We start from the raw sequence: 12,761 nt of genomic DNA, 5'->3' as shown, positions 1-12,761 counted from the left end.
TTTTGCCGGAAGAGGCAAAACGGTCCCCCTCCCCGTACCGGGGAGGATTGAGAGAGGATCTGCGCCATCTGCCGATCGTCGCGATCGATCCCGCCGATGCGCGCGATCATGACGATGCGGTCTGGGCGGCGCCCGATGACGATCCCGCGAACGAGGGCGGGTGGAAGGCGATCGTCGCGATCGCTGACGTGTCGTTCTATGTCCGGCCGGGGTCGAGCCTCGACCGCGAGGCGCGGCGGCGCGGGAACAGCGTGTATTTTCCCGATCGCGTCGTGCCGATGCTGCCCGAGAGTCTGTCGGCCGAAATGTGTTCGCTGAAGGAGGGCGTCGATCGCGCGGCATTGGCGTGCCATTTGCGGATCGGGAAGGACGGGGCGCTGAAGAGCTGGCGCTTCACCCGCGCGGTGGTGCGGATCGCGGCGAATTTGGCGTATGAGGATGCGCAGGCGATGGTGGATGCGCATCACGCTTCTTCTGCTCCCCTCCCGCCTGCGGGAGGGGAGGAGAAATCCTCGCCGCCCTCCTCCCCCTCTGGTCCTGCTGGCACGCGCTCAACAAGGCCCGCACCGCGCGCGCGCCGCTCGATCTCGACCTCCCCGAGCGTCGCGTCATGCTCGACGAGAAGGGCCGCATCCTCTCGGTCGCGCCGCGCGAGCGGCTCGATGCGCACAAATTGATCGAGGATTACATGATTGCCGCCAACGTCGCCGCCGCCAAGGCGCTCGAGGCGAAGAAGGCGCCCGTCATGTACCGCGTCCACGAACAGCCCGGCCGCGAGAAGCTCGTCGCGCTGAAGGATTATCTCAAGACCTTCGGGATCGAATTCGCGCTCGGCCAGGTCGTCCAGCCGCGCACCTTCAACAACATCCTCGACAAGGTGATCGACCGCGACGAACGCCCGCAGATCATGGAGCAGGTACTGCGCACGCAGACCCAAGCCTATTACAGCCCCGCCAATATGGGCCATTTCGGGCTCGCGCTCGGCAGCTACGGGCATTTCACCTCGCCGATCCGGCGCTATGCCGATCTGCTCGTCCACCGCGCCTTGGTCGCGTCGTACGATCTCGGCCCGGGTGGACTGACCGAAGGCGAAGCCGCGGCGATGGAGAAGATCGGCGAGAGCATCTCGATGCTCGAACGCCGCGCGATGGAGGCCGAGCGCGACACGATCGACCGCTATGTCGCGGCCTATCTGTCGGAGAAGGTCGGCGAGGTGCTCGAGACGCGGATCACCGGCGTCACCAATTTCGGCTTCTTCGCGACGGTCGAGGGGATCGGCGGCGACGGGCTGATGCCCGTGCGCGATATCGGCGGCGAATATTTCCGCTTCGACGAAGCGAGCCGCACGCTGATCGGCGACCGGTCAGGCACGGTCTATGCCAGCGGGCAGAAGTTGCCGCTGCGGCTGGCTGAGGCGAACCCGGTGTCCGGAGCGTTACGCTTCGAGATGGTCGAGGGCAGGGGCGCGCGCGTCGAAAGCGACGAGCGACGCCCCAAGCGCGTGATCAAGCATCGCGGGCGCCCGGCCAACATCCGGCATCAGGGAAAGAAGCGGTAGCAAGTTCGCGGCGCTTGATTGTTTATTAGCGTTTCCCCATGTATACCGCAATCGCAAAGAGGAGCCCGACAATGCGTGAAGGTGGTCGCGACTAAATCGCTTGGACTGTTCGATAGTCCATCACGGCGTGACGATGGCCGGGGAGACGCTTCGCTGCGTGTCGAATCCCGATCCATTGTGGAAAGCCTTGCTGAGCCCGGTGCTCGTTCTGCTCTCTGCGCTCGTCGCTATCATCGGAATCCGTAACGTCCGCGCGGTGGCGCGACAGCGGGCGACGCTCGATATCATCGAGAAGTTCGAATCGACCGAACATTATCGCGCGCTCAACGAGGCCTTCTCGACGGTACGCAAGTCTGCCGGCTTCGCCGGCCTACATGATCCCGCCACCGCCGCCGCCAAGAAGACGCGCGGGCAGGTGCAGGATTACATCAACCATTATGAGCTCGTCGCGATCGGGATCCGCAACAACATTCTCGACGCGAAGATCTATCGCACGTGGATGGCGAGTGCGGTCGTGCGCGACTGGAATGCGGCGGCCGAGTATGTCCAGCACGAACGCTGGCGGCTGAACGCGCGCGGCGACGATTATGTCTATCACCCCGGCCTTTATGCCAATTACCAATGGCTCGCTGCGAAGTTCTCGAACACCGCGCGGCGGCTGACCGCGACGTCGTCGCCCAAACCGCTGGTCGCGGCGGCAAGCGGGCCGGGCGACGACCCGCTGCCGGAGATCGACCCGCCGGTCGCGTGACGGGGCTTACCCGGCGCGAAACGTCAGCCCGGCCTTCGCCTGCAGACGGTCCGCCAGCACCCGCCCCATCAGCGCGCCCGGCGTCCAGATGCCGCCGTCTCCGGTGACATCCTCGACCAGACACAGCGCGGTTTCGGCGATCATCTTGCTGGTCGAGCCATAGCCCGGGTCCTTGTCGCCGGTGACGACGCAATCGATCCGCTCGCCATTCGCGCCTTCGCCGATGAACAGCAGGTCGTAGAAGCCCGCGTCGCGCTCCTCGCGCGAGGGGCCTTCGCCGGGCTTGGGACCCTTGTCGCTCGCCAGCGGATTGATCCGCGCGATCGCCTCGGCGGCGGCCTTGCCCATCTCGCCGATGCCCGGCGCGACCATCATCTCGTCATAGACGAAGTCGCGACCATAGGCCTGGCCGAGCAGGAAATTGGTGCGGTGGACGTTCTTGGTGTTGATCGGCGCCATGATGAACGGCGCGACCCATGCTTCGATCGTGCGGTCATATTCGGGCAGCAGGCCCTTGGGCTGGCTCGGCCCCTCGAAATCGGGGGTCAGCGCGAAGGGGTTGACGAGCAGGCCGACGACCGAGGGATGCTTCGCCGCGGCGGCGAGCGTCGCCTTGAGGCTCGCTGCGGTGCCGCCCGAAAAGCCGCCCTGCATCTTCCGCACGCGGCCCTTCACGCGCGGCAGCGGATGGCCGAACTTCGCTTTGGCGGCGTCCTGCAGGGTGAGCACGCCGAGATCGAACGGGATCGAATCGAACCCGCAGGAAAAGACGATTCGTGCGCCGCTGGCCTTCGCGGTTTCGTGATGCGCATCGATCATTTCGCGCATCCAGGCGGGCTCGCCGCACAGATCGACATAGGCGGTGCCGGTTGCGGCGCAGGCGGCGACGAGGTCGCTGCCATAGAGCTGATACGGGCCGACGGTGGTGAGCACCACTTGTGTACGCTCGCACAGCGCGCGCAGGCTGGCGGGATCGTCCGAATTGGCGGTGAGCAGCGCGGTGTCGGCGGGCGCGCCGATCAGGTCGCGCACTTCCTGCAGCTTGGACAGCGAACGGCCCGCCATCGCCCAGCGCTGCGCGCCGATCTGCGTCAGATATTCGGCGACGAGGCGGCCGGTGAAGCCGGTGGCGCCGTATACGATGATGTCGAAGTCGCGCATGTTTCTCCCCTCCCGCGTGCGGGAGGGGTCGGGGGAGGGCCCGTCCGTCCGCGCGGTGTGGTTTGATCATGCCCTCCCCCAACCCCTCCCGCAAGCGGGAGGGGGGGTAAGAAGGCTCAGGCCGCCTCGTTGAACTGCAGGCTGGCGAGCCGCGCGTAGAGGCCGCTTTCGCCGATCAGCGAGGCGTGGCTGCCCTGTTCGACGATCCGCCCGTCACGCATCACGATGATCCGGCGCGCCGCGCGGACCGTGGCCAAGCGGTGCGCGATGACGAGCGTGGTGCGCTCCGCCATCAGTCGCTCGAGCGCTTCCTGCACCAGCCGCTCGCTCTCGGCGTCGAGCGCGCTGGTCGCCTCGTCGAGCAGCAGGATCGGCGCATCGCGCAGCAGCGCGCGCGCGATCGCGACGCGCTGGCGCTGCCCGCCGGAAAGCCGCGCACCGCCTTCGCCGAGGAAGGTGTCGAGCCCGTCGGGCAGCTTGCGGAGGAATTCGGCGGCGTTGGCCGCCTCGGCGGCGTGCCAGAGTTCGTCGTCGCGCGCGTCCCAGCGGCCGTAGCGCAGATTGTCGCGTGCCGAAGCGCCGAAGATCACCGTCTCCTGCGGCACCATCGCGATCCGCGCGCGGACTTCGGCGGGGTCGGCGTCGCGCAGATCGATCCCGTCGATCCGCACGCTGCCTGCCGCGGGATCGTAGAAGCGCTGGATCAGCTGGAACAGCGTGGTCTTGCCAGCGCCCGACGGTCCGACGATCGCGACGGTTTCGCCGGGCGCGACCGACAGCGAGAAATCGTGCAGCGCGGCGACGTCGCGCCGCGAGGGATAGCGGAACTCGACATGGTCGAACTCAATTAACCCGCGCGCCGGGACCGGCATCGTCGCGGGCCTCGCGGGCGCGCGGATCTCGGGGACTTCGGCGAGCAGCTCGGACAGCCGCTCGGCCGCGCCTGACGCGCGCAGCAGATCGCCATAAACTTCGGTCAGCGACCCGAACGACCCCGTCACCAGCGTTGCAGTCACGAGGAACCCTGCGAGCGACCCAGCCGACAGCCGCCCGGCGGCGACATCGCCGACGGTCGACCACATCAGCAGCGTCACCGCGCCGAACAGCAGGCCCATTACCAGCGCGGTCATGATCGCACGCGTCGCGATCCGGACCTTGGCGGCGGCGAGGCTGCGATCGACCGCGTCGCCGAAGCGCTTTGCCTCACGGTCTTCCTGGCCGAACGCCTGGACGATCTTCATCGCGCTGAACGTCTCGACCGCCATCGCGCCGATATCGGCGATCCGGTCCTGGCTGGTGCGCGACTGGCTGCGCACGCGGCGGCCGAGCAGCACGATCGGCAGCATGACGAGCGGCACGCCGATCACGATCGACAGCGCCATCTTCGGCGCGAAGACGAAGAGCAGAATTACGCCGCCGATCCCGGTCAGCCCGTTGCGCAAGGCCACCGACACCGTCGTCCCGACGGCGCCTTCGATCAGGGAAGTGTCCGAGGTCAGCCGCGAAGCGACTTCGGACGGGCGGTTCTCCTCGAACCAGCGCGGGGCGAGCCGGAGGAGGTTGGACTGCACTGCGATACGGATATCGGCAACGGTGCGTTCGCCGAGCCAGGAGACGAAATAGAAGCGGATCGCGGTGGCGATCGCGAGGATCACGACCAGCCCCAACAGATCGTAGAAGACCTGGTTGATATGCGCGATATCGCCGGATCCGTGGGTGAAGCCGCGGTCGATCACCGATTTGATGCTCCACGACGTCGCGAGCGTCGTCGTCGACGTGACGAACAGGGCGATCAAAGCGATCGCGAGTTGCAGCGGATAGCGCGAGGTATAGCGCCACACCATCGCCAGGCTGGCCAGCTTGCGCCCGCTCGCGCGCGGCGGCTCGGAGGGCGGGGTGATCGGGACGGCAATCGCGGTGGGTTCGGCCATTCGCGCTGCGTAGCAGGCACCGGATCGCGCCTCAATGCGTTACACGGGAGTAGCAAACGCGGCATTGCCGTTTGTCGCAACGCAGCATAAGCTTGTCTTCTGCTTTATCTTTGTCTGCTAGAAAGTCGGGTATGCTCTACAACGCTTACGAAATGCAGAAGTCGATGCTCGCCGGCGCGAGCGCAATGGCCGATTTCAGCGCGGGGTTGCTCAGCAATCCGGCTAACCCGTTCGCGTATTTCGGCGGCGGGGCGATCATGGGTTCGGCGCTCGAGGTGTTCGCGCATGCCGCTGCGCCGCGCGGCAAGCCGGGATTCGGGCTCGACAGCACCACGATCGATGGCGCCGAGGTAGCCGTCGTCGAAGACGTGGTACTGCGCAAGGCGTTCGGCCAGCTCAAGCGCTTCCGCCGCGTCGGAATTGAGGGCGGGCCCAAATTGCTGATCGTCGCGCCGATGTCGGGACACTATGCGACACTGCTGCGCGGCACGGTCGAGCGGATGTTGCCCGTCGCCGACGTCTACATCACCGATTGGCGCGACGCGAAGCTCGTGCCGCTGAGCGACGGCAAGTTCGATCTCGACGACTATGTCGACTATCTGATCGAATTCCTCGAGGCGATCGGCCCGAACGAGGGGCAGGGCGGCACACACATGCTCGCCGTGTGCCAGCCGTCGGTGCCGTGCTATGCCGCGGCCTGCGTGATGAGCGCCGACAACAACCCCTGCCGCCCCAAGACGCTGACGATGATGGGCGGCCCGGTCGACACGCGCGAGGCGCCGACCGCGGTCAACACGCTCGCCACCGAGCGGCCGCACAGCTGGTTCAGCCAGAACGTCATCGCGACGATCCCGGGCAATTATCCGGGCGCCGGGCGCCGCGTCTATCCGGGCTTCCTGCAGCTTGCCGGCTTCATGTCGATGAACCTCGGCAACCACATGATGTCGCATTACGAGCTGTTCAAACACCTCGTCGAGGGCGAGGATCTCCAGGCTGAATCGACCAAGGCGTTCTACGAGGAATATCGCTCGGTCTGCGACATGACCGCCGAATTCTACCTCCAGACGATCGACGTCGTGTTTCAGGACCATGCGCTGCCCAAGGGCACGATGACGCACCGCGGGCGCACGGTCGATCCGGCCGCGGTCACCGACATCGCGATCCTGGCGATCGAGGGCGAGAAGGACGACATTTCGGGGCTTGGCCAGACCAAGGCGGCGCTGACGATCGCGACCAGCCTGCCCGCCGACAAGAAGCGCTATTACATGGCCGAGGGCGCCGGGCATTACGGCATCTTCAACGGCTCGAAGTGGCGCAACAAGGTCGCGCCGGTGGTCGAGGAATGGATGAAGGCGCACGGCTGATACGACAAGACCCGCGCTCGCCCGGTATCGGGTGAGCGCGGGTCTCGAAGCGTTCGACCGTAGCGCGTCGGTTACGCCGCGGTGGTGCCGACGACGGCGTGGCTGCTGCTCTCACTCGCGGTGATCGTCCCGCCGAACAGCATCTTCACGCGACCCGTGAGCGAGATGTCGGTCTCCCACAGCTCGGCGCTGTCGATGTCGAGCCGCAGCAGCGCGAGGTTGGGGTCTTCCTTGCCGTTCGGAAACCAGGCCTCGACCTGCTTGTTCCACAGCTTGTCGATCATCGCGCGGTCATTGTCCTGGCGGATGTCGCCCGACAGGCACGCGAAATAGTCGTGACCCTTCGAGACGAACTGTGCCATCACCTTGCCGCCGCCGGCGAGCCGATTGTCCTTGCCGGTGAAGAAGAACAGCGTGTCGACCAGGTCCTTGTCGAGCTGCGCGGTGAGCGGCTCGCTGTGCGACGATCCGTCCGCCAGACCGACCATGACGAACGGGCTGTCGGCCATCTTCTTCCACAGCGTCTCTTTGATTTCGTGCGTATCGGCCATGCGAGTCTCTCCTTGAGGATGGTTCGGGAGGGAAACGACGGGAGGGGCGGTTGGTTGCCGCGAGTCTGATAGGCGGCCGGTCAAATGCCCATTATCGCCGCTCAACGCGACCGCGACCTAAATGAATCACCTCAGTCGTACGCGTCTAGCTAGGCAAAGGAATGATTTTTCATATGTTTAAGAGGCCGCCGCGCTTCGGTAAAAGCAAAGCATGCTAGGTAGCGAACTCTAAATTATCAATTCCTTGGCGGCAATTCGGCCGCTAAACGGGAGATTGCTCTATGACAATCACCGACTTGTGCCTCATCCTAGGCGTGCTCTTCGCCTTTGCGACTCTGGTCGTAAAGATCATCGAAGTGGCCCGTAAGGACTGAGGCGCACGGGCGGGGCTCGGTCTAGCAGCCGAGCCCCAAACGTATTGAGCCCCGGTTACTAGCACAACCGGGGCTCGTCACGAGAGGCGCCTATGACATCGCCAATATCGACATAGACGATCTCGCAGCAATTTTCAATTACAGGACCTCGAACAGCCCGGCCGCACCCTGACCGCCGCCGATGCACATCGTCACGACGACATACTTCGCGCCGCGACGCTTGCCTTCGATCAGCGCGTGGCCGGTCGCGCGCGCGCCGGTCATGCCGTAGGGGTGGCCGATCGAGATCGCGCCGCCCGAGACGTTGAGCAGCTCGTTCGGGATGCCGAGCTTGTCGCGGCAATACAGGACCTGCACGGCGAACGCTTCGTTCAATTCCCACAGGCCGATATCGTCCATCTTGAGGTTGAAGCGCTCGAGCAGCTTGGGAATCGCGAAGACCGGGCCGATGCCCATCTCGTCGGGCTCGGTGCCGGCAACCGCCATGCCGACATAGCGGCCGAGCGGCTGGAGGCCACGCTGCGACGCGATCTTCTCTTCCATCAGTACCGAGGCCGACGATCCGTCCGACAACTGCGAGGCGTTGCCCGCGGTCACGTTCATGCCCGGGCCCATCACCGGCTGGAGCGCCTGCAGGCCCTCGAGCGTCGTCTCGGGACGGTTGCCCTCGTCCTTCGACAGCGTCACCTCATTGTAGGTGACTTCCTTGGTTTCCTTGTTGGTGACCGCCATGTTCGCGGTGACCGGCACGATCTCGGCGTCGTAATAGCCGGCGGCCTGCGCGGCGGCGGTGCGGCGCTGCGACTCGAGCGCATATTCGTCGCACACTTCGCGGCTGATGTTGTAGCGCTTGGCGACGACCTCGGCGGTGCCGAGCATCGCCATGTAGACGTCCTTGTGCATCGCGATCAGCTCGGGATCGGGTGCGACGCGCATCTGCGGGGTCTGGACGAGGCTGATGCTCTCGACGCCGCCACCGATGGTGATGTCCATATTGTCGGTGATGATCTGCTTGGCGGCGGTAGCGATCGCCATCAGGCCCGAGGCGCACTGGCGGTCGACCGACATGCCGGGGACGGTGACGGGCAGGCCGGCGCGCAGCAACGAGGTGCGCGCGATGTTGCCGGCCTGGTGGCCCTGCTGGAGCGCGCAGCCGAACACGACGTCGTCGACCAGGCCGCCGTCGATGCCGGCGCGCTCGACCGCGGCCTTGATCGAATGCGACGCGAGCGTCGGGGCGGGGGTGTTGTTGAACGCGCCGCGATAGGCGCGGCCGATCGGGGTGCGGGCGGTGGAGACGATGACGGCGGAACGCATGGGTTTCTTCCTTCTTCAAGCCCCTCCCCTTCAGAGGAGGGGTTGGGGTGGGGACGTCTATGGAGTGCGCTGCGCTCGCTTGCGGCACGGCCCCACCCCAACCCCTCCCCTAAAGGGGAGGGCTTTTGGAGCTCAAACGAAAATCTGCGACATCCATTCGGCGATCATCGCGGGCTTTTCCTCGCCTTCGATCTCGACCGTGAATTCGTTGGTCTGCTGCCACTGGCCCGGACGCTTCTCGTCGAAGCTCAGCAGCTTGAAACGGCCGCGCACGCGCTTGCCCGAGCGGACGGGCTGGAGGAAGCGGACTTTGTTGCCGCCGTAATTGATCCCCATCTTCACGCCCTCGATCGTCACCGGATCGATGATCTTCGACGACAGCAAAGGCATCAGCGACAGCGTGAGGAAGCCGTGCGCGATCGTCCCGCCGAACGGCGTCATCGCGGCCATCTGCGGGTTGACGTGGATGAACTGGTGATCGCCCGTCGCGTCGGCGAACTTGTCGATCATCTCCTGGCTGACCTCGACCCAGTCGGACACCTGTTCGGTGCCGATCCGGCCGGCCATTTCCTGCGCTGTCACGGTCGTCACGGCATTCCCCTGCAAGAAAATTGGTCGCATAGGCGACGTCGCGCTGGCAAATGGCACTCACGCAAGCGCGGCGCAAGCCTTGCGCATGCCTCACCTTGACCGGAAACCGGAACATGACCTTTGACGTAGCGTCCAATGCCCGCAAATCCATGGGCGCTTTGCACCGGGCGAGCGAACCCGATGTTCTAAAGCCACTGCTGGACCGTGCGTCGCTCACGCCCGAGTCGCGCGAGCGGGTGATGGGCCATGCGCTCGGGCTGCTCGCCGACCTGCGCGCGGCGCAAGGGAAGGGGTGGGTCAACCAGTTCCTGCAGGAATATCGGCTCAATTCGTCCGAGGGTGTGGCGCTGCTGTCCCTCGCCGAGGCGTTCCTGCGGGTGCCCGATCCCGAGACCGCCGATCTGCTGATCGCCGACAAGCTGGGCGATGCCGATTGGCGCGCGCACACGGGCAAGTCGAACTCGACGCTGGTCAATTCGGCGACCTGGGGGCTGGTGGTGGGCCGCGCCCTGGTCGGTGACGGGCAGACGCAGAGTTCGCTGCGTCGTCTCATCAGCCGCGCGGGCGAGCCGTTCGTGCGGCAGGCGGTCGGCGCGGCGATGCGGATGATGGGCGAGATCTTCGTGATGGGCCGCACGATCGACGAAGCGATGAAGCGGATGCGCAAGCCCGAGAACAAGGGCTTCACGGCGAGCTTCGACATGCTCGGCGAGGCGGCGCGGACGCACGACGACGCGCAGCGCTATTTCCGCGCCTATACCGATGCGGTCGACGCGGTCGGGCGCGATCCGGCGGCGGGGCATTCGATCTCGGTCAAGCTGTCGGCGCTGCACCCCCGCTACGAAGTGTCGCGCTGGGACGAATGCGTTCCCGCGCTGACCGAGATGCTCGAGGCACTCGCCCTCCAGGCGGCGAGCAAGGGCATCGCGCTGACGGTCGATGCCGAGGAGAGCGAGCGGCTCGAGATGAGCCTCGACATCATCGGCACCGTCGCCGCGCTGCCGAGCCTCAAGGGCTGGGACGGGTTCGGCATGGCGGTGCAGGCGTATGGCAAGCGCGCGCGACCGGTGGTGGCATGGGCGGGCGCGCTCGATCGCATCATGAACGTGCGGCTCGTGAAGGGCGCCTATTGGGACAGCGAGATCAAGCGGACGCAGGTCGAGGGGCTGGCCGATTATCCGCTGTTCACGCGCAAGGCGGCGACCGACGTGTCGTATCTGGCGGTTGCGCGCGACATGCTCGATGCGCCGAGTATTCGCCCGGCGTTCGCCAGCCACAATGCGCTGACCGTCGCGACGATCATGGAATGGGCGGGCAACAGCCGCGACTTCGAGTTTCAGCGGCTGCACGGCATGGGCGACGGGCTGTACGAGCGGCTGGTGCGCGAGAATGGCTATCATTGCCGGGTGTATGCGCCGGTTGGCGGGCATCGTGACTTGCTGGCGTATCTGGTGCGCCGGTTGCTGGAGAATGGGGCGAATTCGAGCTTCGTGCATCAGTTGGCCGACGAGCGGCTGACCGAGGCGGAAATCCTGGCGGACCCTGTGGCGAAGATCGCCGCTGTGGGCGGGGCGCGGCATCCGAGCATTCCGTTGCCGGTCGATCTGTTCGGGGCAGGGCGGCGCAATAGTGCCGGACTCGATCTGGCGGACCGCACGGTGTTGCGCGAGACGGTCGATGCCGTCTCGTCCCCCTCCCGCTTGCGGGAGGGGCTAGNNNGGGGCGTGCCTCCAGCGCGACTCCGACCGTTTCGCACTTCCCTCCCCCAACCCCTCCCGCAAGCGGGAGGGGAGATGCGGTTGCGCGTGCCCACGCCGCGTTCCCCGCCTGGTCCGCCACCCCCGTCGCCCAGCGCGCCGCGTGCCTCGATCGCCTCGCCGACCTGCTCGAGCAATATCGCGACGAGCTGATGGCGATTTGCGTCCAGGAAGCCTTCAAGACGATCCCCGACGCGCTCGGCGAAGTGCGCGAGGCGGTCGATTTCTGCCGCTACTACGCCCAGCAGGCCCGCGACGGCCTCCAGCCGATCGAACTCCCCGGGCCGACCGGCGAGCGCAATGTGCTGCGCTTCGACGGGCGCGGCGTGTGGGCGACGATCGCGCCGTGGAACTTCCCGCTCGCGATCTTCCTCGGCCAGACCGTCGCCGCGCTCGTCGCGGGCAACAGCGTCGTCGCCAAGCCCGCGCCGCAGACCCCGCGCATCGCCGCGCGCGCGGTCGAACTGGCGCATGAGGCGGGCGTGCCGAAGGACGCGTTGATCCTGCTCCCCGGCGGCCCCGAGGTCGGCGCCGCGCTGACCGCCGACCGCCGCGTGATGGGTGTCGCCTTCACCGGCTCGACCGCCACCGCACGGAAAATCGCGCGGACGCTGCTCGAGGACGACAGCCGCCCGATCGTCCCGCTGATCGCCGAGACCGGCGGGATCAACGCGATGATCGTCGATTCGACCGCACTGCCCGAACAGGTCGTGGCCGACGTCGTCACCTCGGCGTTCCGCTCGGCCGGGCAGCGCTGTTCGGCGCTCCGCGTCTTGCTGCTGCAGGAGGAGATCGCCGGCACGACGATCGAGATGCTGAAAGGTGCGATGGACACGCTGCGGCTCGGCGACCCCGCCGACCCCGCGACCGATGTCGGCCCGGTGATCGACCAGACCGCCTACGACAAATTGATGGCCTATCGCGGCCGCACAGATGTCGTGAAGACGCTCGATGCGCCCGCCGAAGGGCTATTCGTCCCGCCGACCTTGGTCCATCTCGACCGGATCGAGGACCTGACGCAGGAATGGTTCGGCCCGATCCTGCACGTCGCGACCTGGCCCGCGGGCAAGCTCGCCGAGACGATCGCGGCGGTCAACGCCAAGGGCTATGGCCTGACGATGGGCCTCCACAGCCGCATCGCGCGCGCCGCCGAGGAGACCGAGGCGCTGGCACAGGTCGGCAATCTCTACGTCAACCGCTCGATGATCGGCGCGGTGGTCGGGTCGCAGCCGTTCGGCGGCGAGGGGCTGTCAGGTACGGGGCCGAAGGCGGGCGGGCCGCACTACCTCCACCGCTTCGTGGTCGAGCGCGCGGTGTCGATCGATACGACCAGCGCTGGCGGGAATGCGACGCTGCTCAGCCTGGACGAAGGCGGGATCTGAGCCGGTAACCTGCCGTCACCCCGG

At 66.4% G+C, this 12,761-nt stretch carries 7 protein-coding genes and 2 pseudogenes; 4 read left to right on the top strand and 5 right to left on the bottom strand.

The window, feature by feature from the left end:
• Both RH90_RS17630 and RH90_RS17625 read left to right on the top strand, forming a co-directional pair.
• Nucleotides 1-1,558: pseudogene (locus tag RH90_RS17630) on the top strand (ribonuclease R family protein); the annotation flags it as partial.
• 157 nt (nucleotides 1,559-1,715) lie between these two features.
• The gene (locus RH90_RS17625) at nucleotides 1,716-2,309 is read left to right on the top strand and encodes a DUF4760 domain-containing protein (protein ID WP_157134620.1); all 594 of its coding nucleotides are present in this window, start codon (nucleotides 1,716-1,718) and stop codon (nucleotides 2,307-2,309) included.
• Between the two features lie 6 nt (nucleotides 2,310-2,315).
• Here the strand turns inward: RH90_RS17625 and RH90_RS17620 are convergent, their stop codons facing one another.
• Both RH90_RS17620 and RH90_RS17615 read right to left on the bottom strand, forming a co-directional pair.
• Nucleotides 2,316-3,470: a saccharopine dehydrogenase family protein gene (locus RH90_RS17620; protein WP_010187586.1), complete on the bottom strand. Its 1,155-nt coding sequence runs from the start codon at nucleotides 3,468-3,470 to the stop codon at nucleotides 2,316-2,318.
• A 116-nt stretch (nucleotides 3,471-3,586) separates the two neighbouring features.
• On the bottom strand, nucleotides 3,587-5,401 hold the full coding sequence (locus tag RH90_RS17615) for an ABC transporter transmembrane domain-containing protein (RefSeq protein WP_010187585.1): 1,815 nt from the start codon (nucleotides 5,399-5,401) through the stop codon (nucleotides 3,587-3,589).
• 131 nt (nucleotides 5,402-5,532) lie between these two features.
• Here RH90_RS17615 and RH90_RS17610 point away from each other — a divergent pair, with 131 nt between their 5' ends.
• The gene (locus tag RH90_RS17610) at nucleotides 5,533-6,765 is read left to right on the top strand and encodes a polyhydroxyalkanoate depolymerase (RefSeq protein WP_010187584.1); all 1,233 of its coding nucleotides are present in this window, start codon (nucleotides 5,533-5,535) and stop codon (nucleotides 6,763-6,765) included.
• Between the two features lie 71 nt (nucleotides 6,766-6,836).
• On the opposite strand, the gene RH90_RS17605 is transcribed toward RH90_RS17610, so the two are convergent.
• The 3 genes from RH90_RS17605 to RH90_RS17595 form a co-directional block, all read right to left on the bottom strand.
• Complete coding sequence (locus RH90_RS17605) at nucleotides 6,837-7,316, bottom strand: pyridoxamine 5'-phosphate oxidase family protein (RefSeq protein WP_010187583.1); 480 nt, start codon at nucleotides 7,314-7,316, stop codon at nucleotides 6,837-6,839.
• A gap of 512 nt (nucleotides 7,317-7,828) precedes the next feature.
• Nucleotides 7,829-9,007 carry an acetyl-CoA C-acyltransferase gene (locus RH90_RS17600; RefSeq protein ID WP_010187581.1) on the bottom strand — a complete coding sequence of 393 codons (1,179 nt, stop codon included), beginning with the start codon at nucleotides 9,005-9,007 and terminating at the stop codon, nucleotides 7,829-7,831.
• Between the two features lie 132 nt (nucleotides 9,008-9,139).
• Nucleotides 9,140-9,574 (bottom strand): MaoC family dehydratase, encoded by a 435-nt coding sequence (locus RH90_RS17595; protein ID WP_198283463.1) that lies wholly within the window; start codon nucleotides 9,572-9,574, stop codon nucleotides 9,140-9,142.
• 173 nt (nucleotides 9,575-9,747) lie between these two features.
• Here RH90_RS17595 and putA point away from each other — a divergent pair.
• Nucleotides 9,748-12,737: pseudogene (putA, locus tag RH90_RS17590) on the top strand (bifunctional proline dehydrogenase/L-glutamate gamma-semialdehyde dehydrogenase PutA).
• The last annotated feature ends 24 nt before the right edge of the window (nucleotides 12,738-12,761 follow it).

Source organism: Sphingomonas sp. PAMC 26605 (assembly GCF_000241485.1).
Lineage (GTDB): Bacteria > Pseudomonadota > Alphaproteobacteria > Sphingomonadales > Sphingomonadaceae > Sphingomonas.
Note: the sequence above shows the minus strand (reverse complement) of the source record. Positions and strands in the feature narration are given on the sequence as shown.

Bases quoted from the DNA above. Each gene is read 5' to 3' on its own strand.
- RH90_RS17605 (WP_010187583.1), bottom strand. From the start codon at position 7,316: ATGGCCGATACGCACGAAATCAAAGAGACGCTGTGGAAGAAGATGGCC.
- RH90_RS17610 (WP_010187584.1), top strand. From the start codon at position 5,533: ATGCTCTACAACGCTTACGAAATGCAGAAGTCGATGCTCGCCGGCGCG.
- RH90_RS17620 (WP_010187586.1), bottom strand. From the start codon at position 3,470: ATGCGCGACTTCGACATCATCGTATACGGCGCCACCGGCTTCACCGGC.
- RH90_RS17600 (WP_010187581.1), bottom strand. From the start codon at position 9,007: ATGCGTTCCGCCGTCATCGTCTCCACCGCCCGCACCCCGATCGGCCGC.
- RH90_RS17615 (WP_010187585.1), bottom strand. From the start codon at position 5,401: ATGGCCGAACCCACCGCGATTGCCGTCCCGATCACCCCGCCCTCCGAG.
- RH90_RS17595 (WP_198283463.1), bottom strand. From the start codon at position 9,574: ATGGCCGGCCGGATCGGCACCGAACAGGTGTCCGACTGGGTCGAGGTC.